The following is a 25,856-nucleotide window of genomic DNA, read 5'->3' as shown; positions in this document are numbered from 1 at the left end:
TAAAAAAGAAAAAGGAATTTTATGTCTGAAGTAAGTGAAAAAAAATGGTATGTTGTTCGAGCTGTAAGTGGACAGGAAAACAAGATTAAATCTTATATCGAAAACGAGATTGCTCGTTTAGGTATGCAAGATTATGTTGATCAAGTTTTAGTGCCTACTGAACGTGTTGTACAAATCCGTAACGGTAAAAAGATTCATAAGGAGAAAGTGTTTTTTCCAGGTTATATTATGGTTCAAGCTAACCTTACTGGAGAAATACCTCATATAATCAGATCGGTAACTAATGTTATCGGATTTTTAGGAGAAACTAAAGGTGGTGATCCTGTTCCATTAAGACAATCTGAAGTTAACAGAATGTTAGGGAAGGTGGATGAGTTATCTGTTGAAGAAACTGCCAACGTTGCGATTCCTTATACAAAAGGAGAAACAGTAAAAGTTATCGATGGCCCTTTCAATGGGTTTGACGGTACCATTGAGAAAATCAATGAAGAAAAGCGTAAACTTGAAGTTATGGTTAAGATTTTCGGAAGAAAAACACCATTAGAATTAAGTTATATGCAGGTTGAAAAAGTATAATAATTGTTACACTATATAAATGATATCTTCTTTAGCTTCCAAAATTAAGAAGGATATCAACTAAATTATTAAAAATGGCAAAAGAATTAAGTAAAGTAGTTAAGTTACAAGTTCGGGGAGGTGCAGCGAATCCGTCGCCACCGGTTGGACCCGCTTTAGGTGCTGCTGGAGTTAACATCATGGAGTTCTGTAAGCAATTTAATGCTAGAACTCAGGATAAAGCCGGTAAAGTTTTACCAGTTGTTATCTCGGTATACAAAGACAAGTCATTTGACTTTGTTATCAAGACTCCTCCAGCTGCAGTACAATTATTAGAAGCGGCCAAGGTGAAAAAAGGTTCAGGTGAACCAAACCGAAAAAAAGTAGCTAAAGTATCTTGGGATCAGATCAAGACTATAGCAGAAGACAAAATGGTAGATTTAAATGCATTTACTCCAGAGTCTGCTATGAAAATGATTGCTGGTACAGCAAGATCGATGGGAATAACTGTAACAGGGAAATTTCCTTCTTAATCTATTAAAGACATTACAAAATGGCAAGATTAACAAAAAAGCAAAAAGAAGCTTTAGCGAAAATTGAAAAAGGAAGAGTGTATTCTTTAGAAGATGCATCAGCCTTAGTTAAAGAAATTACCAATACAAAATTTGATTCATCTGTAGATATCGCTGTACGTTTAGGAGTTGATCCTCGTAAAGCAAATCAAATGGTAAGAGGTGTTGTATCTCTTCCTCATGGTACTGGTAAAGACGTAAAAGTATTAGCATTAGTAACACCAGATAAAGAAGCAGAAGCTAAAGAAGCTGGTGCTGATTATGTAGGTTTAGACGAGTACCTTGATAAAATCAAGAGTGGTTGGACAGATGTAGATGTTATTATTACTATGCCTAGCGTTATGGGTAAATTAGGTCCTTTAGGACGTGTATTAGGTCCTCGTGGTTTAATGCCTAACCCAAAAACAGGAACAGTAACAATGGATGTTGCGAAAGCTGTAACAGAAGTAAAAGCTGGTAAAATTGACTTTAAAGTTGATAAAACTGGTATCGTACACGCTGCTATTGGTAAAGCATCATTTAGTGCTGATAAAATTGCTGAAAATGCAAATGAATTATTACAAACATTAATAAAATTAAAACCAACAACTGCAAAAGGAGTTTACGTGAAAGGTATTTCTATCTCTTCAACAATGAGTCCTAGTATCGCTGTTGATTCTAAAATTGGTTAATTAAGTTAAAACTTTTATTATGACAAGAGAAGAAAAATCATTAGTAATTGAGGAATTGACTGCAGAATTAGCTAATAATGCCAATGTTTATTTGGCAGATATTTCAGGATTGAATGCAGATGCTACTTCAAACTTACGTCGTGCTGCTTTTAAAGCAAACGTACAAATGGCGGTTGTTAAAAATACATTACTTGCTAAAGCCATGGAAGCTTCTGAAAAAGATTTCGGAGATTTACCTTCTGTGCTTAAAGGAAATACATCTGTGATGTACTCTGAAACAGGTAATGCACCAGCAAAATTAATTAAAAACTTCCGTAAAAAATCTGAGAAGCCTCTATTAAAAGGAGCCTTCATCGAGGAAGCTGTTTACATCGGTGACGCACAATTAGACATGTTAGTTGATATCAAGTCTAAGGAAGAGTTACTTGGAGAAATTGTTACAATCTTACAATCTCCTGCTAAGAATGTTATTTCAGCCCTTAAATCAGGTGGTGGAACCATTGCTGGACTTATTAAAACACTATCTGAAAGAGAAGGATAGTATCAAACAGTACGCACTTATTACAATTATATTATTATTACAAAATTATTAAAACGATAGAAAAATGGCAGATTTAAAAGATTTCGCAGAACAATTAGTTAACCTTACTGTAAAAGAAGTAAATGAGTTAGCAACTATATTAAAAGATGAGTACGGTATCGAGCCTGCTGCTGCTGCTGCAGTTGCTGTTGCTGGTCCTGCTGCTGGTGGTGAAGCTGAAGAAGCTCAAACTGAATTTGATGTTATCTTAAAAGCAGCTGGTGGTTCTAAATTAGCTGTAGTAAAATTAGTTAAAGAATTAACTGGTTTAGGATTAAAAGAAGCTAAAGGTTTAGTTGATGACGCACCAAGCGCTATCAAAGAAGCTGTATCTAAAGATGAAGCAGAAGCTTTAAAAGCATCTTTAGAAGAGGCAGGAGCTGAGGTTGAGCTTAAGTAAGCTTAGTACTTAAAACACATAAAGGTTTAGGTCTGAAGAAGTTACTTCAAGACCTAAACCATTTTGCGTATATAACAGGTATATACGTTTTTATTATTTTTTTTAATCAAAATTCCGTCCATTGATGTTATCAACACAAGCTGAAAGATTAAATTTCTCCTCTATTGTAAATAGAACAGAATATCCAGACTTCTTGGATATTCAGATTAAATCCTTCCAGGATTTTTTCCAATTAGAAACTAAATCTGAGGAAAGAGGCGATGAAGGTCTTTACAATACCTTCATGGAAAACTTTCCAATCACAGATTCTCGTAATCAATTCGTATTAGAATTTTTAGATTACTTCGTAGATCCACCAAGATATGCTATTGAAGAGTGTATTGAGAGAGGGCTAACTTACAGCGTTCCGCTAAAGGCTAGGTTAAAGTTATATTGTACAGACCCTGAACATGAGGATTTCGAGACCATTGTTCAAGATGTGTATTTAGGAACTATTCCTTACATGACGCCTTCAGGAACTTTTTGTATTAATGGTGCAGAACGTGTTGTTGTTTCTCAATTACACCGTTCACCAGGAGTTTTCTTCGGGCAATCTTTCCATGCCAATGGAACCAAATTATATTCAGCAAGGGTTATACCATTCAAGGGATCTTGGATTGAGTTTGCTACAGATATTAACCAGGTAATGTATGCTTACATTGATAGAAAGAAAAAATTACCTGTAACAACGCTTTTCCGTGCTATCGGATTCGAGCGTGATAAAGACATTTTAGAGATTTTTGACTTAGCAGAAGAGGCTAAAGTATCAAAATCTGGATTAAAGAAATACTTAGGAAGAAAATTAGCTGCTCGTGTATTAAATACATGGCATGAGGATTTTGTTGATGAAGATACAGGAGAGGTAGTTTCAATCGAGCGTAATGAAATCGTGCTTGATCGTGATACTATCCTTGACAAAGAAAATATAGAAGAAATTCTTGAAGCTGACGTTAAAACGATTCTTTTACATAAAGAAAGTACAGAACAAGGGGATTATGCCATTATCCACAACACGCTTCAAAAAGATCCAACGAACTCTGAAAAAGAGGCTGTTGAACATATCTATAGACAACTACGTAATGCAGAGCCGCCAGATGAGGAAACTGCACGTGGTATTATTGATAAATTATTCTTTAGTGACCAACGTTACTCTCTTGGAGAAGTTGGACGTTATAGAATGAACAAAAAATTAGGTCTTGATATTGGTATGGATAAGCAAGTGCTTACCAAAGAAGATATCATTACCATCATTAAATATTTAATCGAGCTTATCAATTCTAAAGCAGAGATTGATGATATCGATCACTTATCTAACCGTCGTGTTCGTACCGTAGGAGAACAATTATCATCACAATTTGGTGTTGGTTTAGCTCGTATGGCGCGTACCATTCGTGAGCGTATGAACGTTCGTGATAACGAGGTATTTACGCCTATAGATTTAATTAATGCTAAGACTTTATCGTCTGTAATTAATTCTTTCTTCGGAACAAACCAGTTATCTCAATTTATGGATCAAACCAATCCATTAGCTGAAATCACGCACAAGCGTCGTTTATCAGCTCTTGGACCAGGAGGTTTATCAAGAGAGCGTGCTGGATTCGAGGTACGTGACGTTCACTATACACACTACGGTCGTTTATGTCCGATTGAAACACCAGAGGGACCAAACATTGGTTTAATTTCTTCACTTTCTGTTTATGCAAAAGTGAACCCAATGGGATTCATCGAAACACCTTATAGAAAAGTAACTGATGGTGTTGTTGATATTAAAAATGATCCTGTTTATTTAAGTGCAGAAGAGGAGGAAGAAAAATTAATCGCTCAAGCAACAGTTAAAGTTGATGACGATGGTAAAATTCTTCACGATAAAGTTATTGCTAGAATGGAGGGTGATTTCCCTGTTATTGAACCAGAAAAATTAGACTATACGGATGTAGCGCCTAATCAAATTTCTTCAATTTCAGCATCGCTTATTCCTTTCTTAGAGCATGATGATGCGAACCGTGCCTTGATGGGATCAAACATGATGCGTCAAGCGGTACCATTATTAAGAGTAGATGCACCTATTGTAGGAACTGGATTAGAGCGTCAAGTAGCTTCAGATTCTAGAGTATTGATTAATGCAGAAGGAGAAGGTGAAGTACTTTACGTAGATGCTAAAGAAATCCAAATTAGATACGAACGTACTGAGGATGAAGCTAAAGTAAGTTTTGATAGCGATGTTAAAACATACCAATTAGTAAAATACAGAAAAACAAACCAAGGAACTTCTATTAACCTGAAACCAATCGTAGTTAAGGGTGATAAAGTATCTAAAGGTCAAGTTTTATGTGAAGGATATGCGACTCAAAAAGGAGAATTAGCTTTAGGTAGAAATATGAAAGTAGCCTTTATGCCTTGGAAAGGGTATAACTTTGAGGATGCGATTGTAATTTCTGAAAAAGTGGTTCGTGAAGATATTTTCACGTCTATTCATATCGATGAGTATTCTCTAGAAGTTAGAGACACGAAATTAGGTAATGAAGAATTAACTAACGATATCCCTAACGTTTCTGAAGAGGCTACTAAAGACCTTGATGAAAACGGTATGATTCGCGTTGGAGCCGAGGTTAAACCTGGCGATATTCTTATTGGTAAGATTACTCCTAAAGGGGAATCTGATCCAACTCCTGAAGAAAAATTATTACGTGCGATCTTTGGTGATAAAGCCGGAGATGTAAAAGATGCTTCTTTAAAAGCTTCACCTTCTTTAAATGGTGTTGTAATTGAAAAGAAATTATTCGCAAGAGCCGTAAAAGATAAACGTAAACGTGCACAAGATAAAGATGATATTCTTGCTCTTGAAGCACAATACGATAGAAAGTTCGACGAGCTTAAAGATATTTTAGTTGAAAAACTTTTCAATATTGTAAACGGAAAAACAGCTCAAGGTATTTATAATGACTTAGGTGAAGAAGTATTACCAAAAGGTAAAAAATTCACACTTAAAATGTTAAATGCTGTTGATGATTATGCGCATTTAGTGTCTGGAAAATGGACTACTGATGATCATACTAACCAATTGGTAGCTGATTTAATTCACAATTATAAGATTAAAGAAAACGATTTACAGGGGTCTTTACGTCGTGAGAAGTTTACAATTTCTGTTGGTGATGAGTTACCAGCAGGTATCATAAAATTAGCTAAAGTTTACATCGCTAAAAAACGTAAACTTAAAGTTGGTGATAAAATGGCTGGACGTCACGGTAACAAAGGTATTGTTGCTAGAATCGTTCGTCAAGAAGATATGCCATTCTTAGAAGATGGAACACCGGTTGATATTGTATTAAATCCACTTGGTGTACCTTCTCGTATGAACATTGGTCAAATTTATGAAACGGTACTTGGTTGGGCTGGACAAAAATTAGGACGCAAATATGCAACCCCTATTTTTGATGGTGCTACAATTGATCAAATTAATGAATTCACAGATGAAGCTGGAATTCCAAGATATGGTCATACCTACCTTTATGATGGTGGTACCGGACAGCGTTTTGATCAGCCAGCAACAGTTGGTGTGATTTACATGCTGAAATTAGGACACATGGTCGATGATAAAATGCACGCGCGTTCTATTGGACCTTACTCATTAATTACGCAACAACCATTAGGTGGTAAAGCACAGTTTGGTGGTCAGCGTTTTGGTGAGATGGAAGTTTGGGCACTTGAGGCTTATGGCGCATCAAGTACCTTACGTGAGATCTTAACTGTAAAATCTGATGATGTTATTGGTAGAGCTAAAACTTACGAGGCAATCGTAAAAGGTGAACCAATGCCAGATCCAGGATTACCAGAATCATTCAACGTACTTATGCACGAATTGAAAGGTTTAGGTTTAGACATCAGATTAGAGGAGTAAAATAATAGTTTTCAGTCACAGCGTTCAGTAATTACTCTGAACTGTGACTGAAAACTGAAGACTTAAAAAACATGGCAAGAAAACAAGATAAAAATACAGTTAAGAGATTTAATAAAATCTCAATCGGTTTAGCTTCTCCAGAGTCTATTTTAGCAGAGTCTAGAGGCGAAGTTTTAAAACCAGAAACTATCAATTATCGAACTCACAAACCAGAACGTGATGGTTTGTTCTGTGAGCGTATCTTTGGTCCTGTAAAGGATTACGAGTGTGCTTGTGGTAAATATAAAAGAATACGCTACAAAGGTATTGTATGTGACCGTTGTGGTGTTGAAGTAACAGAAAAGAAAGTACGTCGTGATCGTGTTGGGCACATTAACCTTGTGGTTCCTGTAGCACACATCTGGTACTTCCGTTCGTTACCGAATAAAATTGGTTATTTATTAGGATTACCATCTAAGAAATTAGATATGATTATTTACTACGAACGTTACGTAGTTATTCAACCAGGTAATGCTAAGAATGAAGAAGGTGAACCATTACAAAAAATGGACTTCTTAACAGAAGAAGAATACTTAAACATTCTTGAAACCCTTCCTCAAGATAATCAGTATTTAGACGATTCAGATCCAAACAAGTTTTTAGCTAAAATGGGTGCTGAATGTTTAATCGAATTATTAGCAAGAATTGACTTAGAGTCTTTATCATACGAATTACGTCATAAAGCCAATACCGAAACGTCTAAACAACGTAAAACGGAAGCTTTAAAACGTTTACAAGTTGTAGAGTCTTTACGTGAGTCAAATCAAAATAGAGAAAATCGTCCAGAATGGATGATTATGAAAGTAATTCCAATCATTCCGCCAGAATTACGTCCTCTAGTACCACTAGATGGAGGTCGTTTTGCAACGTCTGATTTGAATGACTTATACCGTCGTGTTATTATTCGTAACAACCGTCTTAAAAGATTGGTTGAAATTAAAGCTCCTGAAGTTATTTTACGTAATGAAAAACGTATGCTTCAAGAGTCTGTGGATTCGTTATTCGATAACACACGTAAGTCTTCTGCCGTAAAAACAGATTCTAACAGACCTTTAAAATCTTTATCAGATTCATTAAAAGGTAAGCAAGGTCGTTTCCGTCAAAACTTACTTGGTAAGCGTGTGGATTATTCAGCACGTTCTGTAATTGTTGTAGGACCAGAATTAAAATTATTTGAATGTGGATTGCCAAAAAATATGGCAGCTGAATTATACAAACCTTTTGTTATTAGAAAACTAATTGAAAGAGGTATTGTTAAAACAGTAAAATCTGCAAAGAAAATTATAGATAAAAGAGAGCCTGTGGTTTGGGATATCTTGGAAAACGTTCTTAAAGGACATCCAGTATTACTAAACCGTGCGCCTACCTTACACCGTTTAGGTATTCAAGCTTTTCAACCAAAATTAATTGAAGGAAAAGCGATTCAGTTACACCCATTAGTATGTACGGCATTTAACGCCGATTTCGATGGGGATCAAATGGCGGTGCATTTACCATTAGGGCCAGAGGCTATTTTAGAGTGTCAAATGTTAATGTTGGCATCTCACAATATCTTAAACCCTGCTAATGGTTCTCCGGTAACGGTACCTTCTCAGGATATGGTACTTGGTCTTTACTATATGACCAAGCTACGTAAGTCTACACCAGAAGTGCCAATTAAAGGTGAAGGTTTAACATTCTACTCTCCAGAAGAGGTAGAAATTGCTTTCAATGAGCAACGCGTTGATTTGAATGCTGGTATCAAAGTAAGAACGATTGATATTAATGAGGAAGGTAAACTTGCTCCGGTTATCATCGAAACTACAGTTGGTCGTGTATTATTTAACCAACACGTGCCTCAAGCAGCTGGTTATATTAATGAAGTATTAACTAAAAAGTCGTTAAGAGATATTATTGGTAATATCTTAAAAGCAACTTCAGTTCCTGAAACAGCCGATTTCTTAGATGCTATTAGAACTTTAGGATTTAAATTCGCCTTCCAAGGTGGTTTATCATTCAGTTTAGGAGATATCATCATCCCGCCAGAAAAGCAAGGTATGATCGATAAAGCTAACGGCTTAGTTGATGGTATTACTGGTAACTATAACATGGGACTTATTACCAATAACGAACGTTACAACCAAGTTATTGATATCTGGACCTCTACAAATGCTGAATTGACAGAGTTGTCTATGAAACGTATTCGTGAAGACCAACAAGGGTTTAACTCGGTGTTTATGATGCTTGATTCTGGAGCTCGTGGATCTAAAGAACAGATTCGTCAGTTAACTGGTATGCGTGGATTAATGGCAAAACCTAAAAAATCTAACGCTGGTGGTGGAGAAATTATTGAAAATCCAATTCTTTCTAACTTTAAAGAAGGTCTTTCAATTTTAGAGTACTTTATCTCTACGCACGGTGCACGTAAAGGTCTTGCCGATACGGCCCTTAAAACTGCCGATGCTGGTTACTTAACAAGACGTTTAGTAGACGTTTCTCAAGATGTTATTATCAATACTGAAGATTGTGGTACATTAAGAGGTGTTGAAGTTGAACCATTGAAAAAGAATGACGAAGTTGTTGAAACTTTACAGGAAAGAATTGTAGGTCGTGTTTCATTAAACGATGTATTTAATCCTTTAACTGAAGAGAAATTAGCTTCTGCTGGTCAATTAATTGATGATGCTGTTGCTAAAGCCATCGGTGCATCTCCTTTAGAAAGTATTGAAGTACGTTCTGCTTTAACTTGTGAGGCGTTACAAGGTATTTGTGCGAAATGTTACGGTCGTAACTTAGCTACAGGTAAAATGGTACAACGTGGTGAAGCTGTTGGTGTTGTTGCGGCACAATCAATTGGTGAGCCTGGTACACAGTTAACACTTCGTACGTTCCACGTAGGTGGTATTGCGGGTAACATTTCAGAAGAAAACAAGCTTGCTGTTAAGTTTAACGGTATTGCTGAAATCGAAGATTTAAAAACAGTTAAAGGTCAAGATAGTGAAGGAAACGAGATTGATATCGTAATTTCTAGAACGTCTGAACTTAAACTTACAGATAAGAAAACTGGTATTGTATTAAGTACTAATAACATTCCTTATGGTTCTACTATTTTTGTTAAAAATGGTCAAGAATTAGCTAAAGGTGATGTCGTATGTACTTGGGATCCATATAACGGTGTAATTATTTCAGAATTTGCTGGTAAAGTAAGATATGAAAACATCGAACAAGGGGTAACTTACCAAGTTGAAATTGATGAGCAAACAGGTTTCCAAGAAAAAGTAATTTCTGAATCTAGAAACAAAAAGCTTATTCCAACACTTCATATTGAAGATGCTAGTGGTGAAACCATGCGTTCTTACAACTTACCAGTTGGCGCTCACCTTATGATTGATGATGGAGAGAAAATTAATGTTGGTAAGATTTTAGTTAAGATTCCTCGTAAATCTGCAAAAGCAGGGGATATTACAGGTGGTCTTCCACGTGTTACCGAGTTATTCGAAGCGCGTAACCCATCTAACCCAGCAGTTGTTTCTGCTATTGATGGTGTGGTTTCTTTCGGAAAAATTAAGAGAGGTAACCGTGAGATTATCGTAGAATCTAAATTAGGTGATGTTAAGAAATACTTAGTGAAGTTATCTAATCAGATCTTAGTACAAGAGAATGATTACGTTAAAGCTGGTATGCCATTATCTGATGGTTCTATTACACCAAACGATATCTTGAATATCAAAGGACCTTCAGCTGTTCAACAATACTTAGTAAACGAGGTACAAGAGGTATACCGTTTACAAGGGGTGAAAATTAATGATAAACACTTCGAAGTTGTTGTTAGACAAATGATGCGTAAAGTTAGAATTATCGATTCTGGTGATACGATTTTCTTAGAAGATCAATTGGCTCATAAAGCAGATTTCATTAAAGAAAATGATGATATCTTCGGAATGAAAGTGATTGAAGACGCTGGAGATTCTTCTACGCTTAAAGCAGGTCAAATTGTTTCTCCACGACAGTTAAGAGATGAAAATTCTATTTTACGTCGTGAAGATAAAGCACTTGTTACGGCTAGAGATGCTCAACCAGCAACGGCGACTCCAATACTTCAAGGTATTACAAGAGCTTCGCTTCAAACGAAATCATTTATTTCTGCGGCATCCTTCCAAGAAACAACTAAAGTATTAAACGAAGCTGCAGTAGCAGGTAAAGTAGATGCTTTAGAAGGCTTGAAAGAAAACGTTATTGTTGGACATAGAATTCCTGCAGGTACTGGTATGAGACGTTACTCTGATATCATTGTAGGTTCTAAAGAAGAGTTTGACGAAATGATGCAAGTGAAACAAGAGTTAAATTACAACTAAAGCATTCCCGCGAAATCGAAGATTCACGAATACCTTTTTGAAGGTAAGTGTCGATGAGTAAGGCGGGAATCTTAAAAATAAAAGCCTTCATGTATTTATACTTGAAGGCTTTTTTATTTTAAAATCACATAACTTTAAAACATTTCCTCTATATTGGAAAAAAATATTTAAATATGGCAGACGAACAAGACAAGCAAAAACAAGGGCAAATAAATATAGAATTAGATGAAAAAGTAGCTGAAGGTACTTACTCTAATTTGGCCATTATAAACCATTCTGTTTCAGAATTTGTGGTAGATTTTGTTAATATTATGCCTGGTGTTCCTAAAAACAAAGTGAAGTCAAGAATCATTCTCACACCGCAACATGCTAAACGCTTATTAAAGGCGCTTGGAGAAAATGTAGCGCGATTTGAAAATGCTCATGGTGAAATTAAAGATTACGATCAACCACCAATTCCTTTAAACTTTGGGCCTACAGGTCAAGCATAAAAAAAAGCATTGAACAAATTTTTGTTCAATGGCTTTTTTATTAAAAGGCCATTTCCTTTTTGTGGAGTTTATATTTTAATGCTCCTGAGGGGCATTTCTTTATCTGTTTAATGATTTTTTCAGTAGTACTACCTTCTGGATCAATCCATGGAATTACCGAGTTTTGAAAGACATCTGAAAGCTCTTGCGTACAGATATTAGACTGTTGACATTGAAAAGGACAATAGGTGATACTAATTTCTCGGTTTCCGTATTCCGTTGTTTTCATAGTTTTAGAATCAGCGAAGACTTTAGTTAAAATTTGGGTTATCTAAAAAGACTAATTAAATTCTGAAGTAAAATGAAGCTTAACATTCGGGTACTTCTGTTGCGTCATTTGCAGTGAAAATGCAGAGTCAGCCAGGAATACCAATTGGTTACGTTTGTCTTTAGCTAAAAAGCGTTGCTTCACACGAACAAACTCTTTATATTCATCTGTTTTTGAGTTACTCGGATCTACCCAACACGCTTTATGAACATTTAAATTTTCATAGGTACATTTAGCCCCGTATTCATGCTCCAATCGGTATTGAATCACCTCATATTGTAAAGCTCCAACAGTTCCAATAACCTTTCTTCCGTTAAGTTCTAAGGTGAATAGTTGGGCAACACCCTCATCCATTAATTGATCGATGCCTTTAAAAAGCTGTTTAGATTTTAAAGGGTCGGCATTATTGATGTATCTAAAATGTTCCGGTGAGAAGCTAGGAATACCTTTATAATTTAAAATTTCACCTTCAGTCAGGGTATCACCAATTTTAAAGTTTCCTGTATCTTGTAAACCTACAATATCACCAGGGTAGGAAATGTCTACAATTTCTTTCTTTTCAGCAAAAAAAGCATTCGGACTCGAAAACTTGACCTTTTTACCATGTCTCACATGTAAATAAGGCGCATTTCTTTTAAATTCACCAGAAACTATTTTAACAAAGGCTAAACGGTTTCGGTGGTTAGGGTCCATATTGGCATGTATCTTAAATACAAATCCAGAAAATTTATCCTCATCGGGTTTAACAAGGCGTTCTTCACTGTTTTTAGGCTGTGGTTTTGGTGCAATTTCAACAAAACAGTCTAGGAGTTCACGAACACCAAAACTGTTTAATGCCGATCCAAAAAACACCGGTTGCAACGTACCGTTTAGGTAATCTTCATGGTTAAACTGCGGATAGATACCATCAACCAATTCCAACTCTTCTCTTAAGGTTTCAGCGGCATTGTCACCTACTAATTTATTAAGTTCTTCAGATTCTAAATCGGATATTTCAATGGTTTCTTCAATATTTTTACGGCTGTCTCCGCTAAACAAATTGATGTTTTTTTCCCAGATATTATAAATACCTTTAAAATCGTACCCCATACCTATAGGGAAACTTAAAGGCGTTACAGTTAAACCTAACTTTTGCTCGATTTCATCTAGTAGTTCAAAAGCATCTTTACCCTCGCGATCCATTTTATTAATAAAAACAATCATCGGGATGTTACGCATTCTACAAACTTCAACCAGTTTTTCTGTTTGCTCCTCAACACCTTTTGCAACATCAATAACAACAATCACACTGTCTACCGCTGTTAAGGTTCTAAAGGTATCTTCGGCGAAATCCTTGTGACCAGGCGTATCTAAAATATTAATTTTAATACCGTTGTACTCAAAAGCTAAGACCGAAGTAGCAACAGAGATTCCACGTTGACGCTCAATCTCCATGAAGTCACTCGTAGCCCCTTTTTTTATTTTGTTGCTCTTTACAGCGCCTGCTTCTTGGATCGCTCCACCAAAAAGTAATAATTTTTCAGTTAATGTGGTTTTACCAGCATCGGGGTGCGAAATAATACCAAAAGTACGTCGTCGTTGTATTTCTTTTAAAAAACTCATAAATCTTGTTGCAAAATGGGTTGCAAAGATAAGATATAACTTCAATAAGCATAGCAGATAAAAACACTTTTTAAATTTCTATTTGTATTCATTCGGTATTCGAAATTTACTTGGTATTTTTGTTTTTTATGATTTAATTCTAAATGATAAAATTTTATAAATTCCTTTAATCTAGGGAATTTATAAGCCTTAATTCTAAAAACAGAAATTGATAGATGGAAGAAGAAAAAGTAATACTTGTAAATGAAAAAGATGAAAAAATAGGCTTGATGCCAAAAATGGAGGCTCATGAAAAAGCCTTATTACATCGTGCCTTTTCTGTTTTTGTTTTCAATGATAAAAATGAATTGATGCTTCAGCAACGCGCTTTGGATAAGTATCATTCTCCTGGGCTTTGGACCAATACGTGCTGCAGTCACCAACGTGATGGTGAATCTAATTTAGATGCTGGTAGAAGACGATTACAAGAAGAAATGGGTTTTGAAGTGCCATTAGAAGAATCGATTTCTTTTATGTATAAAGCCCCTTTTGATAACGGATTAACCGAACATGAATACGATCATATTATGTTAGGAACTTATAATGGCGAACCTAATATTAATCCCGATGAAGTGGCGAGCTGGAAATGGATGCCACTTGAAGCCGTTAAAGAGGATATTGAAAAACAACCAGAAATTTACACAGCTTGGTTTAAAGTTATTTTCGATAAGTTTTACGATAGTATAAAGTTAAATACATGAAAGCAACTGTAAGTAGAAAGGCTCATTTTAATGCAGCTCATAGATTGTTTAACAAAAACTGGAGTTTTGAGAAAAACGATGCTGTTTTTGGTAAATGTAATAACCCTAATTATCACGGACATAATTACGAACTTATTGTAAGTGTAACTGGTGAAATTAATGAGGAGACCGGTTTTGTTATTGATGTCGCCATATTAAAGGAATTAATTGAGGTTGAAATTGAAGCAGCTTTTGATCATAAAAACCTTAATCTTGAAGTTCCAGAATTTGAAAGCCTAAACCCTACTGCCGAAAATATTGCTGTTGTTATCTATAATAAGTTAAAACCTAAATTAGATGCTGCGTTAGAGCTTGAAATAACACTTTATGAAACGCCTCGTAATTTTGTACGGTATTCTGGAGACTAACTTAAAAATAATCCCATCGAGCTAGGCTTACACTCAAAATATTAGAAGTGTTTTAGACTGTAAAATATATCTTAAAATAGCGGTCTATTGGAAGTTTATATGTAATTTTGCTCAAAATAAATTAAGAAATTATGGCAAATGTTAGAGACCTAAAAAAAGATATAAATTTTGTTTTGGGTGATATTATTGAAGCGGTTTATGTTTGGGAATACGAAAACACTGATAAAGACACGAAAAAGAGTGAAGCAATTATCGATGAAGCAATAAATACTTTTGATGAGTTAATTGCTAAGGTAAACGCTAAATCTGAGAACCCAAAAGCTCATTTTAAGGCGATTAGCAACGAGCTAGAAACAAAAGGAAAAGGGTTGATTGATAAAATTAATGCATTAGGATAAAATTTTTTAACGGAATGCTTGCAATTAAAAAAAATGCGATTATATTTGCACCCGTTAAATAAGCCGATGTAGCTCAGCTGGCTAGAGCAGCTGATTTGTAATCAGCAGGTCGTGGGTTCGAGTCCCTCCATCGGCTCAAAAAAGCTTCACTAAAAGTGAAGCTTTTTTTATGCTTTTTACTAACCTTATTGTGTTGTATTAAGACTAAAAAAAAACAGCCTTGTAAATTATTTACAAGGCTGTTTTTTTAGAGCGTGTAATTAAGATTATTTCTCCGCACTTTTAATAGTTTCAATGAAACTGTTAAGTTCCTTTCCGTATTTTGAGTCTTTAACTTTTGGGGTTAAAGATTTATTAATAGTATCTAGTAAATCTAACCTCGCATTGTAAATTTCTGAAAGCGCTAAAAAAGGAGCAACTTCACTATCTTTATTTTGTATTGCAAAATTTACCGTGTATAAATATTTTCTTTTTATGGCACTGTTTTCTTCCTTTTGAAGCTCTATTAGTTTAGTAGTGTCTTTGGCAATTTGAGCTTCAAACTTTTCTTTAATGATATCTAAGTTTCTGTTATTTATTTTGGAAATAAGCGCTTTATAATTCTCTAGTACTTCCTGTTGTTTAGAGCCTTTAATTTTGGCATCATATACGAAGTTTTTAAGAGTTGTATTGATTTCTGTAACACCACGATCGGCAAAAAAGCCTATGCGATCTTGTTCTGTACTATTTTTATCAAGATCTAAGTAAAACATTTCAGGAGATTCCAGTTTACTATGCAGTTCAAAACTCGAATTACCATTAATTACAATCGAATCGACAGTTACTAGGGTCGTGTCTTCTACTTTCTTTAAATATACGGTTCCTTTTTTAAGTCCTTTTACATGGGTTTTTACCGTTAAATCGTTGCTGTTATCTCCACAAGATAGGCATATGAAGGTTAAAAGTAGTATAGATATTTTTTTCATGAATAGGGTATTTAATTATCGGCAAATATCTAATAATTAATTTTTAAATACTATGAATAATATGAACATTGTTAAATTATTCACAAAAGCCCAAAACTATAATTCATTTGGTATATCTATTGCTAATTTTGTACCGAATGCATTTGCGATATGGTTTATTGAGTGGTTACTTTAAACTAGTAAATGTGATTCATATTTTTGGTTGGTTAGTTAGTGAAAAAGCACCTTTTTTTTAAGAGGTGCTTTTTCCATTTTAAATGGTATTAGTTTGGATTTTACTAAGAAGAAAAATTTTACATAATTTGCTGGGGTTAGATTCTAGTTGTACGGTGTTTCTTATAAATTGTTGTTAAATGTTAATAATTCGTGTATTTAATCGAAAATAACGGTATTTAGTCGTTTAAATTAGGATGTTTGTTTTATATTTGAAGTGTACTAAATAATACATTTTTTTTAGTTCAATGGATTAATTAATTAATATTTGCATATGTTGTTAATGGGGTGATCCCAAATCTAACTTCATAAAACTAACAGCAAATTGATAAGAAACCGAGTTTGAGGGAGCTCGGTTTTTTTTATGCCTAATTTTAGGCAGCACTATCAGTGCGTCATGACATTATGATTCTTGTCAAATGTATCAGTCCTAATAATAAAAGCCAATATTTAAATTAGTTACCCAATAGGCTTTTATTTTTTTAAATTCGCAGAAATAATAATAAAATGAAATTTAAAGTTTTTATACTAGCGTGCTTGACTAGTTTTGGTTTATTTGCCCAATTGCCTGAAGGTTTTGTTTACGTAAAAGAAGTGATTCCCGATTTGGATGTTGAACTACGCTATCACACGAGCTTTAATTTTGTAGGTAAACCTGTAGAGGGCTACCATGCTAATAGACTTATTTTAACCAAGGAAGCCGCCCATGCCCTGAAACTAGTTAATGATGATTTACAAATGCAAAATTTGTGTTTAAAAGTCTATGATGGCTATAGACCACAACGAGCCGTAAATCATTTTATGAAGTGGGCTAGGGACGTGAATGATACTTTAACCAAACAAATCTTTTATCCGCATATTAGAAAGAAAAACTTGTTTAGAGAACAATACATAGCAACACATTCTGGACACAGTAAAGGAAGTACTGTGGATTTAACCATTATTGATGGAAATACGGGTGAACCTTTGGATATGGGAAGCCCTTTTGATTTTTTCGGACCAGTATCTTGGTATAGCAATCAAGAGATTACTGAAAAGCAAAAAGCAAACAGAAAACTACTTCATGATATCATGCTTAAACACGGTTTTAGAGGTTATTCTAAAGAGTGGTGGCACTTTACATTACGTCATGAGCCTTTTCCTCATACCTATTTTGATTTCCCTGTGGAATAAACTTAATACCAGCGTTTCTTTTTCTTTTTTGAAGCCTCACTTTTTCGTCCTTTTTTGTGTTTACTCCCCGTTTTTTTGGATTTATGAACAATAGGTTTGGCTTTTGGGTCTAATGGATATGGGTGTTCTTCAATTACGTCCAATTGGACTTGAATGAGCTGTTGTATGGTTTGTACATAAGTCTTCTCATCAGCAGAACACAGTGAATATGCTACGCCTTTATTACCCGCTCTAGCAGTTCGTCCTATACGGTGAACATAAGTTTCAGGGATATTTGGTAAATCAAAGTTAATAACAGCATCTAAATCATTAATGTCAATGCCTCGGGCAGCAACATCTGTAGCTATTAAAATATTAGCATCCCTATTTTTGAATTTACTTAAAGCGTCCTGTCTTGCAGTCTGACTTTTGTCACCATGTATACTTTCTACTTTATAACCATTTTTAAGCAAGGTTTGTTCCAGTTTTTCAACGCCAAATTTGGTACGTCGGAAAATGATGATATGGCCTTTAATCGTATTTCTTAGTAAGTGTAAACACAATTCAATTTTATTGCGTTTAGGTACAAAATAAAGCAACTGGTTTACATTTTTAGAGGTTGAAGCGTTTTGAGCAACTTCAACACGTTCAGGGTTATTTAATATTGAATTAGCTAATTGTTCCACCTTGTATGGAATAGTTGCCGAAAAAAGTAAGATTTGTTTTTCTTTGGTGCAAAGGCGTTCAATTTTTTTAACATCATCAATAAAACCCATGTCTAACATCAAATCGGCTTCATCTAAAACTAGCGTTTCTACATAATCTAGATTGACAATATCTTGTTTGTGTAAATCCAATAAACGACCTGGAGTTGCTATTAAAATATCGACTCCTTTTTTTAAAACTTCCTTTTGAGGTTCAATAGAAATACCACCGTAAACAACAGCTGTTCTTAAATTAGTATAGGTGCTATATTTATTAAAGTTGTCACTAATTTGTGATGCCAATTCTCTTGTAGGGCTTACAATTAAAGCTTTGACTTGTTTGCCTTTTTTAGGAGCATCTTGTCGGTCAAATAAAGATTGAAGTATTGGCAGGGCAAAAGACGCTGTTTTTCCTGTTCCGGTTTGAGCCGAAACAATCATATCCTTTTTTTCTAATATTATAGGGATGGTTTTTTCTTGTACTAAAGTCGGGTTATCATACCCAGCTTCAGCTACAGCTCTTAAAATTGGCCTGTTGAGTTTTAAATCTTTAAATGACATGTAGAAAGTTTCCGCAAAGATAGTGGAAATTGTGTTGGCTTTCCTTTAGCGGAAAAAATAAGAATATGATTCTTTTTTATCTGAAAGCGATTTCAATTTTATAAAACCAAAAGTCCGTTTCCCCTTAAAGTCATAATAGGTTTTGAAAACCAAAACAATTCAAAATTGTCAAAATGGCTTTCATAATCTTTTTTCAATTCGGAAAGCGTTAATAATTGCTCATTATTTGGTGTGAGTTTACTAAGCATATCTATAAACCAATCGCCATGATTTTTGTTTAGCGTAATATCAATCGTATCCGTTTTTAAATGAAATGATAGTTTTAAATAGGCATAGGTATTTGCTTTTTTAGTTTTTGAAAATTCATTAACTGAAGGGAGTGATCCTAACCAAAGAGCTTTGCCTCGTGGTTTTAGTTTGAAATCCACAGGTGTTTCTAGGCTATCATAAATGAAATCACGATGAATAGTGGTGTGTGGAATATTAAAATCAAACCAGTCTTGTAGAGGTAAATCAAAACCAATACCATGCATGAAATTAAACAAGGATTTTTTTAATCCGAAACTAAACATGTTGTGGTCTATGCCTGTGTTGTCGGAAAAATCGATATCGTTGTGCGCAAAGCTGATGTTTTTATAATGCGGGGTAATGTTATAAGCGTCTGGATTTTGACCAATAGGGCTATGAGCGGTAAGAGCAAACTGATGCCAGAAGCCAGACTGAATAATGCCAAGTTCAAACAATTGGCGCACCATTTCTAAACTATCAATAGTTTCTTGAATCGTTTGTGTTGGGTAGCCGTACATGAGGTAACTGTGTACCATGATGTTTGCTTCGGTGAAATTGCGTGTCACTTGGGCAACTTGCTCAACGGTAACCCCTTTGTCTATCAATTTTAGTAAGCGATCGGATGCTACCTCCAAACCTCCCGATACAGCAATACAGCCAGAAGCTTTCAAAAGCTGACATAAATCGTGGGTGAAATTTTTCTCAAAACGGATATTTGCCCACCAAGTCACTGTCATTTTTCGTTTTAAAATCTCTAGAGCTAGGGCTTTCATAAGTGATGGAGGCGCGGCTTCATCTACAAAATGGAATCCGTTTTCTCCTGTTTGATCAATGATTTGCGCCATACGATCCACCAATAATTTAGCCGTAATAGGTTCGTAGATTTTAATGTAATCTAATGAAATGTCACAAAAAGTACATTTTCCCCAGTAGCAACCATGCGCCATGGTAAGTTTATTCCATCGGCCATCACTCCATAAACTGTGCATGGGATTTGCAATTTCAATTACTGAAATGTACTTGTCTAGGTGTAAATCGGAATAGTCGGGAGTCCCTAATTCAAGCTGTTTATAATCAGGTTTCGGGTTGTTGTTTTTATATGAAACCTTACCGTTTTCTAGTAAAAAGGTGCGTTTGTAAAGTGGGGGAGAATCGTTTCCAATGAGGTTGTGGTGTAATAATTCGATGGGTAATTCTCCATCATCTAGAGTGATGAAATCGAAAAACTCAAAAACACGAACATCGGTGAGCGACCGTAACTCGGTGTTTGGAAATCCACCACCCATAGCCATTTTTATGTCTGGAAAATGCGCTTTAATGAATTGCGCACATCGAAAGGCACTATATAAATTCCCAGGAAAGGGAACAGAAAAACAAACTAACTTAGGTTGTGTCGATCTCATTCTTGATTCAAGAATTTCCAAGGTAATTTGATCGATGTAAGTGGGCTGCGCTTCTAAATTCGAATAGAGTTCATTAAAACTATGAGCACTCTGACCTAAGCGTTCGGCATATCGGCTAAATCCAAAATTATCATCGATGCATTCAATAATGAAATCGGATAAATCTTCGAGATACAAAGTAGCCAGATGTTTGGCTTTGTCTTGAAATCCCATCGAGCCAAAAGCCCAGTCCATATCGTCCAACTGATTGAAACGCGAGGCACGAGGTAAATAATGATCGGTACAAATTTGTCGAGCTAAACTCTGGTTTTTGCCTTGAAGAAATTGGATGATATCATCTAAAGGCTCTAAATAAGCCTCTCTTAGGGCGTAAATACGCTGACAATTATCTGATACAATGCGTTGGTTTTCGGCAGCTAAATCAAACAATTCCGCGAAGGTTTTTTTGTTGAATAATTCTAAAATAACTTCAATCCCTAAATCCATTTGAAAAGCACTAATGTTTTTCGTTTTAAGGAAGCCTTTCAAGTATGCCGTAGCGGGGTAGGGCGTATTGAGTTGTGTAAAAGGCGGGGTAATAAGTAAGAGGTCTTTCAAAATTTATGCAATATATGGGCACAAAGATAATTGAAAAGGAATTAGGGATGTAGTTTTAAAAATAACAATAGATAGTTTCAAAAAGGAATCCTAGTATTTTGAATAGGAGCTGAAAAGTAGTGTTATTCCGAAAAGAATCTTTTAGACATGAATCTTTTTAATCTTCATAGCGTTCCATGTGTTGTCTATGGCGATTAATTTAGTGGGTTTTAAACGGTAATCGCCTAAAAAATCCCAGTCTAGCTCGATATGTAATTTTGAAATTTCACTAATAGAAGTATCATTAGGATAAAATACCCAAACTACAGAATGGTCTAACAACCTTGGGAATAAGGTGAGCATTTGATTGATAAATTCATCTTTGGTTTGTGAGAACACCAAAGCGCACTCCACACAGGAGGTGGTTACAATAGATTCTGAATAAGAAATGTCTTTGAAAGTATCATCAAAAGATTCCGGTTTGTTCAGAATATAAATATCGCTATACTGCTGTAACTTTAATTTTTTTGTTGTCTTGCTCATAAACTAAAAGTACAAAAAAATGAGATACAACAAAACCTAATTTTTATAAAATAGCAAGTCTTTAATCTATAAGCTTTTTAAGATCATTTCGAAGCTTTGGAGCTAAGGCTTCGTTATTTATGGCTTTTAGAAGCAGGTCTTGGTTTTTAGTTCTTTCAAAAATTAAATGGAAGAGTTCTGAGGTTGTTAGGCTGTTTTCTGCTGGCTTAACCAAAGTAAATGTATCTCCGTTTTGCACATGGCCTTCTTCAATTACTCGGATATAGGTACCACAAAAACCATGATGTATGAACTGTTTTAAAACCTCTTGTGTTTCAAACTTAACGCCCAATTTAAAACAAGGCTCTCGGTGTTCGCTAATCTGTACTAAAGCAGTTCCCACACGGTAAATATCTCCAACCTGAATTTTAGTTTCATCTAAACCTTCTACAGTTAGGTTTTCGCCAAACATGCCGTAGTTCCAGTCCAAATTTGGATAAAGTCCTTTCCAGTAAGGGTATTGATCTTCTGAAAATAAATAACATGCCTTAAATTCACCTCCATGATACTTTCTGTCGGTTACAGTATCGTTTTCAACATCGCTTTGACCTAAAAAAATAGGTGATGAGGTTGGGGTTTTGTAAATGCCGGTAGTTACCTCCTTATTATTCCAAATAATAGTGGTTGGTTTGGCCGTATTGGTGGATGTTATTTTCATGAGGTAAAAATAACGAAATATGCTAAATCTAGTGTTTATTTTATCATCAAAGGGTTAATCGGTTACTTCTTCAAGTGGAATTAAATTATCATCTGGAATCATGTCAATCATTTTATTGTAGGGGTCAATTCCTGCTTTTATAGGAAGCTTGTTTGTTGTGAAAGTCAACGTCGATTTTCCAGGTTTAACCCATAACTTTTTAATTAAAAGCGGTTTTTTAACGGTCATACCTTTTTTGTTTTTTTCATCATGATCGAAAATGGCAATATCTAAAAGGTTGGGGTCACTGCTAGTGGTTAGTAACTCACCATTACCGCCAAAATATTCTTTTTTACTTTCTACCTGCAGTGTGACTTCATAAGTATTGTCATTTATTTTTTTGTATTTGGCTTCCGTAGTTTTGTTGGAGTATAAGGTTATTTTTTCAAAACTATCTTCTAAATAATAGTGTATGGAATCAGGAGTAACCGATTTGATATAGTCATACCATTCTATGGAGGTTGTAAAAGGGGATTCACTAAATTTAGTGGCGTCTGCATAAGCTTTAAATCCACTATTTAATTGAGATTCTCCTATGTAATCTTGTAATGCATATAGGATAAGTCCGCCTTTTCTGTACCATACATAGGTTTGGGTATCATTGTTTAGCAGTGTTTTTTCAAATTTACTTTCGTTAGCTCTGTCTGTGAGATATCTATCTAATTCTTCTTTTAAGAATTTTTGCATGGCATCAATGCCGTACTCTTCTTTCATAACCATTAAAGAGCAGTATTCTGCCATTGATTCTGAAATTTGATTGGCACCTCTTGTCATGGAAGGTGTAATTTGATGGCCCCACCATTGGTGAGCTACCTCATGAGCAGTAACGGTATAAACATAGTCTAAATCATCAGGGTCGCTAAAGTCACCAACCCAACCAAAACTTTCGGCGTAAGGCACCGTATTTGGAAATGATTGTGCAAAAGTATCGTATCGTGGGAATTCTAAAACGCGAATCTGTTTGTATTGGTATGGTCCATAATATTTTGTGAAGTAGTCCAGGGAATTTTTGACACTTTTTACAAAACGATCAATATTATAGGTGTGAGAGGGGTGATGAAAAATTTCAATATTTATTTCTTCACCAGATGCTCCGTGCCAAACGTCATTATGGACTTTATAGGAGGCGGAAGAAATGTTGTAGAAATAATCTAGTTTTTCTTTCATTTTATATGAAAAATACCTTCTTCCATTGGCAGTCCATTCTTTTTGTAAATACCCTGGCATAATAGCTATTTGGTCGGGAGCCGTACTCACGACCCCTTCAAAATTAATATAATCGCCATCTTTATTAAAAAGTAAATTATCCTTTCCCCACGGATTATTTTGGTCTGGAAAAATGTAGTCTTTAATTGGTAAATTATGCTTTTTTCGGTCTTTGTCGCTTGTAAGCTCTTTACTAATATCGTAACCGAAGGAAGGAAAAAAATCATTATTTATAAATGTACCGTTATAAACAATTTCCGACCCGTATCCTTCATTAGGAAACCCCTTGTATGAGCCCGTGACATCTAAAATCATTTCGATAGTATCGTTTGGTTTTAAAGGTTTTTTAAAAGCGTAAATTTCATAACCAAAATTGTCATAACGCTTTCCTAAAACAGGAGTAAAGCCGCCAATGGTGAAACTGTTAATTGCTTTTTTTAACAATGCTTCTTGGCCCCAATTAAGGTGTAGGGAGTCAATAGTTACGTTTGACATGTTCACCATAAGCATGGTTGTTTTTATTTTTGAAGTTCTGTTTTCTGGAAATAAATCGGCAACAACTTTAACGTCAATAACTTTTGGTTGAGGTAATTGGTGGTATTTGCTTAGTTGTTTTTCGTAAGCTGCAGTCTGGGCAATTTGTTGTTTCTCAGTACGGTAATTATTGAGCGTTTTGGTATTGTAATTAATAAAAATTCCAGACCCCAAAAAAGCTACAAATAATACAATAAGAGCCCCAATGGTTTTAATGTTCAGTCTTTCTTTAGCAATTTGCCATCGTGCTTTTCTTCCTGAATCTGTTCCGCGTTTCCAAAACAGGTAGCCAATTAAAAGTAAGACACCACCGAAACTTAACCAGTAAAATAAAAACCAGAATAATGCAGGGCCAAAATGTCCGAAACCATTCATGTCAGAAACGATATAGCGAGGTGTATATCCGTATAAATAGAGGTTGTTGTCTATATCTGCAAAAGAATTTAAAGCAAAAAGTGTTGCCCAAATGGCAATTGTTATAACATGACCTAAAAACTTTTTAGTCACTAACGAATGAATGAAAAATGCTAGTAGGGTGTAGATAATGTATCTAGGAAATTCAATTAGGTATAAATCGGTGAAATATTTTTGAAATTCATAATTAAAATACCCTTTAGCTGTTTGGGTTATCACACCACTTACAAGTACCAAATTAACTAATATGAAACATATCATAACTATGGCTAAAAATTTAGAGGCGTAAATGAGTCGATTCGGTATCGGAAGTGCGCCAAAAATTTGGTTGTAATGCACGGTATGTTCCCTATGAATCACTTCCCCAGTCATAAATACGATAAGAATAAAAATGAGTACAACAAAGTTGAAGTTTTTCACTTCTAGCATATAATAGGTAAGAGGTAGTGAGGGGGTGCCATATAAAGGAGCTCCGTAAAAAGCATCAAAAATTAAGAATACTACTGCCGCAATTAAAATGGCCTTAAAAAAATGATCTCGTACAATATTTTTAAACTCTAAAAAAGCGAGGCTAAATAGGAGTTTAAAATTGAGACTATTAGAAAAAACTTGAGAAACTTGAGGGATTTTGATTAAAGCGGCATTCGGATTTGCTTTATCTAAGTTGAGATCCTTTTTTTGAGCTTTAAATTTATAGTTAGCAAATTTGATGAAATCAAACTTAAACAAGGTATATAAAAATATTATGAGACCAAGGCCTACCCAAATCAAACGGTTCCATATAAGTGTTTTAGTTAAAGGAACAGTTAAAGTATTTTGCTCTACAGGGGTCCAGTATCTCGTAATATTAATTTGTGTTGCGTAGCAAAAAGGATCAAAAAGGCTTACCGTTTTTCTAAACTCAATATCATCTAATAAAGTTAAACCTACTAGGTAAATGATAAATAAGATAGCGCCACCGGCATAAGCAAGCATGATGTTTTTTGTTAAATTTACTAGGGAAAAGAAAATACATCCTGCAAAGAAAAAGTTTGTCCATCCGATAAGAAGTGTTGGTTGAATGTAATGCCAAAGATTAAGCGATGTATAGCGTTCCGGTTCTATGATTCCAACAAAAGGCCCTATTTCAAAACCTAATATAAGTCCTAGGTTAAAACCTAAACTTACCATAAACAAAATAAACATAGAACCTAAGAAGCGACCAAGTATATACCCTTTTTCAGTAATAGGGTAAGTAAAATAATAGTTCATTGTTTTATGTTCAAGGTCTCGATACACAGGAACACCCATTATAGCGCTTGCCAGCATAATGCCAAAAATGCTTACAACGTTTATCATTCTGGCAATGGATAGCGGAGAGTTTACAAAGGCTTTCTCTGAAGCGGGAACATCACCACTTATTGAAAAAATGAGTCCAAAAACTAGAAGCATACTAAAATAAGCCCAAGTCGCAGGTCGTTTTAGTCTGTACTTTAATTCAAATAAAAATATTTCTTTAAACATAAATGATCGAATTTATTAAGTAGAA

At 35.0% G+C, this 25,856-nt stretch carries 20 protein-coding genes and 1 tRNA gene; 13 read left to right on the top strand and 8 right to left on the bottom strand.

Features of this window, described 5'->3' with window-relative positions; genetic code table 11:
• Positions 1 to 21: 21 nt before the first annotated feature.
• The 8 genes from nusG (at position 22) to A6I66_RS10270 (ending at position 11,579) form a co-directional block, all read left to right on the top strand.
• Positions 22 to 576, top strand: a complete 555-nt coding sequence (gene nusG / locus A6I66_RS10305; protein WP_067148794.1) for a transcription termination/antitermination protein NusG — start codon at positions 22 to 24, stop codon at positions 574 to 576.
• A 74-nt stretch (positions 577 to 650) separates the two neighbouring features.
• Complete coding sequence (gene rplK / locus A6I66_RS10300) at positions 651 to 1,088, top strand: 50S ribosomal protein L11 (protein WP_067148791.1); 438 nt, start codon at positions 651 to 653, stop codon at positions 1,086 to 1,088.
• 20 nt (positions 1,089 to 1,108) lie between these two features.
• On the top strand, positions 1,109 to 1,798 hold the full coding sequence (gene rplA / locus A6I66_RS10295; protein ID WP_067148788.1) for a 50S ribosomal protein L1: 690 nt from the start codon (positions 1,109 to 1,111) through the stop codon (positions 1,796 to 1,798).
• Positions 1,799 to 1,817: 19 nt separating this feature from the next.
• A complete protein-coding gene (gene rplJ, locus A6I66_RS10290) occupies positions 1,818 to 2,339 on the top strand; it encodes a 50S ribosomal protein L10 (protein ID WP_067148785.1) in 522 nt (173 codons plus the stop codon).
• 64 nt (positions 2,340 to 2,403) lie between these two features.
• The gene (rplL, locus tag A6I66_RS10285) at positions 2,404 to 2,778 is read left to right on the top strand and encodes a 50S ribosomal protein L7/L12 (RefSeq protein WP_067148782.1); all 375 of its coding nucleotides are present in this window, start codon (positions 2,404 to 2,406) and stop codon (positions 2,776 to 2,778) included.
• A 124-nt stretch (positions 2,779 to 2,902) separates the two neighbouring features.
• Positions 2,903 to 6,715: a DNA-directed RNA polymerase subunit beta gene (rpoB, locus tag A6I66_RS10280; RefSeq protein ID WP_067148779.1), complete on the top strand. Its 3,813-nt coding sequence runs from the start codon at positions 2,903 to 2,905 to the stop codon at positions 6,713 to 6,715.
• Between the two features lie 71 nt (positions 6,716 to 6,786).
• Positions 6,787 to 11,088, top strand: coding sequence for a DNA-directed RNA polymerase subunit beta' (rpoC, locus tag A6I66_RS10275; RefSeq protein ID WP_067148776.1), 4,302 nt, complete (start codon positions 6,787 to 6,789; stop codon positions 11,086 to 11,088).
• A gap of 173 nt (positions 11,089 to 11,261) precedes the next feature.
• Entirely contained in the window at positions 11,262 to 11,579 is a 318-nt protein-coding gene (locus A6I66_RS10270; protein ID WP_067148772.1) for a DUF3467 domain-containing protein, read from the top strand.
• Positions 11,580 to 11,619: 40 nt separating this feature from the next.
• Here A6I66_RS10270 and A6I66_RS10265 read toward each other — a convergent pair whose 3' ends face one another.
• A complete protein-coding gene (locus tag A6I66_RS10265; protein WP_067148769.1) occupies positions 11,620 to 11,847 on the bottom strand; it encodes a (4Fe-4S)-binding protein in 228 nt (75 codons plus the stop codon).
• A 51-nt stretch (positions 11,848 to 11,898) separates the two neighbouring features.
• Entirely contained in the window at positions 11,899 to 13,488 is a 1,590-nt protein-coding gene (locus A6I66_RS10260) for a peptide chain release factor 3 (RefSeq protein WP_067148765.1), read from the bottom strand.
• 215 nt (positions 13,489 to 13,703) lie between these two features.
• On the opposite strand from A6I66_RS10260, the gene idi reads away from it, so the two are divergent.
• The 4 genes from idi (at position 13,704) to A6I66_RS10240 (ending at position 15,169) form a co-directional block, all read left to right on the top strand.
• Entirely contained in the window at positions 13,704 to 14,228 is a 525-nt protein-coding gene (gene idi, locus A6I66_RS10255) for an isopentenyl-diphosphate Delta-isomerase (protein ID WP_067148762.1), read from the top strand.
• A complete protein-coding gene (locus A6I66_RS10250) occupies positions 14,225 to 14,635 on the top strand; it encodes a 6-pyruvoyl trahydropterin synthase family protein (protein WP_067148759.1) in 411 nt (136 codons plus the stop codon). Before idi ends, A6I66_RS10250 begins: the two co-directional genes overlap by 4 nt.
• Before the next feature lie 131 nt (positions 14,636 to 14,766).
• A complete protein-coding gene (locus tag A6I66_RS10245) occupies positions 14,767 to 15,033 on the top strand; it encodes a hypothetical protein (protein ID WP_067148756.1) in 267 nt (88 codons plus the stop codon).
• Positions 15,034 to 15,095: 62 nt separating this feature from the next.
• A tRNA-Thr gene (locus tag A6I66_RS10240) sits at positions 15,096 to 15,169 on the top strand.
• A 130-nt stretch (positions 15,170 to 15,299) separates the two neighbouring features.
• Here the strand turns inward: A6I66_RS10240 and A6I66_RS10235 are convergent.
• Positions 15,300 to 15,998 (bottom strand): DUF4369 domain-containing protein, encoded by a 699-nt coding sequence (locus tag A6I66_RS10235; RefSeq protein ID WP_067148753.1) that lies wholly within the window; start codon positions 15,996 to 15,998, stop codon positions 15,300 to 15,302.
• 720 nt (positions 15,999 to 16,718) lie between these two features.
• Here A6I66_RS10235 and A6I66_RS10230 point away from each other — a divergent pair.
• A complete protein-coding gene (locus tag A6I66_RS10230) occupies positions 16,719 to 17,384 on the top strand; it encodes a M15 family metallopeptidase (RefSeq protein WP_084399619.1) in 666 nt (221 codons plus the stop codon).
• A 2-nt stretch (positions 17,385 to 17,386) separates the two neighbouring features.
• On the opposite strand, the gene A6I66_RS10225 is transcribed toward A6I66_RS10230, so the two are convergent.
• From A6I66_RS10225 to A6I66_RS10205, 5 genes are all read right to left on the bottom strand, one after another.
• Positions 17,387 to 18,628, bottom strand: coding sequence for a DEAD/DEAH box helicase (locus A6I66_RS10225; protein WP_067148750.1), 1,242 nt, complete (start codon positions 18,626 to 18,628; stop codon positions 17,387 to 17,389).
• 98 nt (positions 18,629 to 18,726) lie between these two features.
• Positions 18,727 to 20,916: a B12-binding domain-containing radical SAM protein gene (locus tag A6I66_RS10220; RefSeq protein ID WP_067148747.1), complete on the bottom strand. Its 2,190-nt coding sequence runs from the start codon at positions 20,914 to 20,916 to the stop codon at positions 18,727 to 18,729.
• Positions 20,917 to 21,057: 141 nt separating this feature from the next.
• Complete coding sequence (locus tag A6I66_RS10215; protein WP_067148745.1) at positions 21,058 to 21,438, bottom strand: hypothetical protein; 381 nt, start codon at positions 21,436 to 21,438, stop codon at positions 21,058 to 21,060.
• A 61-nt stretch (positions 21,439 to 21,499) separates the two neighbouring features.
• Positions 21,500 to 22,135 carry an MOSC domain-containing protein gene (locus A6I66_RS10210; protein WP_067148742.1) on the bottom strand — a complete coding sequence of 212 codons (636 nt, stop codon included), beginning with the start codon at positions 22,133 to 22,135 and terminating at the stop codon, positions 21,500 to 21,502.
• A 54-nt stretch (positions 22,136 to 22,189) separates the two neighbouring features.
• A complete protein-coding gene (locus tag A6I66_RS10205; RefSeq protein ID WP_067148739.1) occupies positions 22,190 to 25,831 on the bottom strand; it encodes an ABC transporter permease/M1 family aminopeptidase in 3,642 nt (1,213 codons plus the stop codon).
• Positions 25,832 to 25,856 lie beyond the last annotated feature (25 nt).

This window comes from Pseudotamlana agarivorans, from assembly GCF_001642835.1.
GTDB lineage: Bacteria > Bacteroidota > Bacteroidia > Flavobacteriales > Flavobacteriaceae > Pseudotamlana > Pseudotamlana agarivorans.
The sequence above is the reverse complement of the archived record's forward strand: the minus strand, read 5'-3'. Positions and strand labels throughout refer to the sequence as shown.

Bases quoted from the DNA above. Each gene is read 5' to 3' on its own strand.
- nusG (WP_067148794.1), top strand. From the start codon at position 22: ATGTCTGAAGTAAGTGAAAAAAAATGGTATGTTGTTCGAGCTGTAAGT.
- rplK (WP_067148791.1), top strand. From the start codon at position 651: ATGGCAAAAGAATTAAGTAAAGTAGTTAAGTTACAAGTTCGGGGAGGT.
- rplA (WP_067148788.1), top strand. From the start codon at position 1,109: ATGGCAAGATTAACAAAAAAGCAAAAAGAAGCTTTAGCGAAAATTGAA.
- rplJ (WP_067148785.1), top strand. From the start codon at position 1,818: ATGACAAGAGAAGAAAAATCATTAGTAATTGAGGAATTGACTGCAGAA.
- rplL (WP_067148782.1), top strand. From the start codon at position 2,404: ATGGCAGATTTAAAAGATTTCGCAGAACAATTAGTTAACCTTACTGTA.
- rpoB (WP_067148779.1), top strand. From the start codon at position 2,903: ATGTTATCAACACAAGCTGAAAGATTAAATTTCTCCTCTATTGTAAAT.
- rpoC (WP_067148776.1), top strand. From the start codon at position 6,787: ATGGCAAGAAAACAAGATAAAAATACAGTTAAGAGATTTAATAAAATC.
- A6I66_RS10270 (WP_067148772.1), top strand. From the start codon at position 11,262: ATGGCAGACGAACAAGACAAGCAAAAACAAGGGCAAATAAATATAGAA.
- A6I66_RS10265 (WP_067148769.1), bottom strand. From the start codon at position 11,847: ATGAAAACAACGGAATACGGAAACCGAGAAATTAGTATCACCTATTGT.
- A6I66_RS10260 (WP_067148765.1), bottom strand. From the start codon at position 13,488: ATGAGTTTTTTAAAAGAAATACAACGACGACGTACTTTTGGTATTATT.
- idi (WP_067148762.1), top strand. From the start codon at position 13,704: ATGGAAGAAGAAAAAGTAATACTTGTAAATGAAAAAGATGAAAAAATA.
- A6I66_RS10250 (WP_067148759.1), top strand. From the start codon at position 14,225: ATGAAAGCAACTGTAAGTAGAAAGGCTCATTTTAATGCAGCTCATAGA.
- A6I66_RS10245 (WP_067148756.1), top strand. From the start codon at position 14,767: ATGGCAAATGTTAGAGACCTAAAAAAAGATATAAATTTTGTTTTGGGT.
- A6I66_RS10235 (WP_067148753.1), bottom strand. From the start codon at position 15,998: ATGAAAAAAATATCTATACTACTTTTAACCTTCATATGCCTATCTTGT.
- A6I66_RS10230 (WP_084399619.1), top strand. From the start codon at position 16,719: ATGAAATTTAAAGTTTTTATACTAGCGTGCTTGACTAGTTTTGGTTTA.
- A6I66_RS10225 (WP_067148750.1), bottom strand. From the start codon at position 18,628: ATGTCATTTAAAGATTTAAAACTCAACAGGCCAATTTTAAGAGCTGTA.
- A6I66_RS10215 (WP_067148745.1), bottom strand. From the start codon at position 21,438: ATGAGCAAGACAACAAAAAAATTAAAGTTACAGCAGTATAGCGATATT.
- A6I66_RS10210 (WP_067148742.1), bottom strand. From the start codon at position 22,135: ATGAAAATAACATCCACCAATACGGCCAAACCAACCACTATTATTTGG.
- A6I66_RS10205 (WP_067148739.1), bottom strand. From the start codon at position 25,831: ATGTTTAAAGAAATATTTTTATTTGAATTAAAGTACAGACTAAAACGA.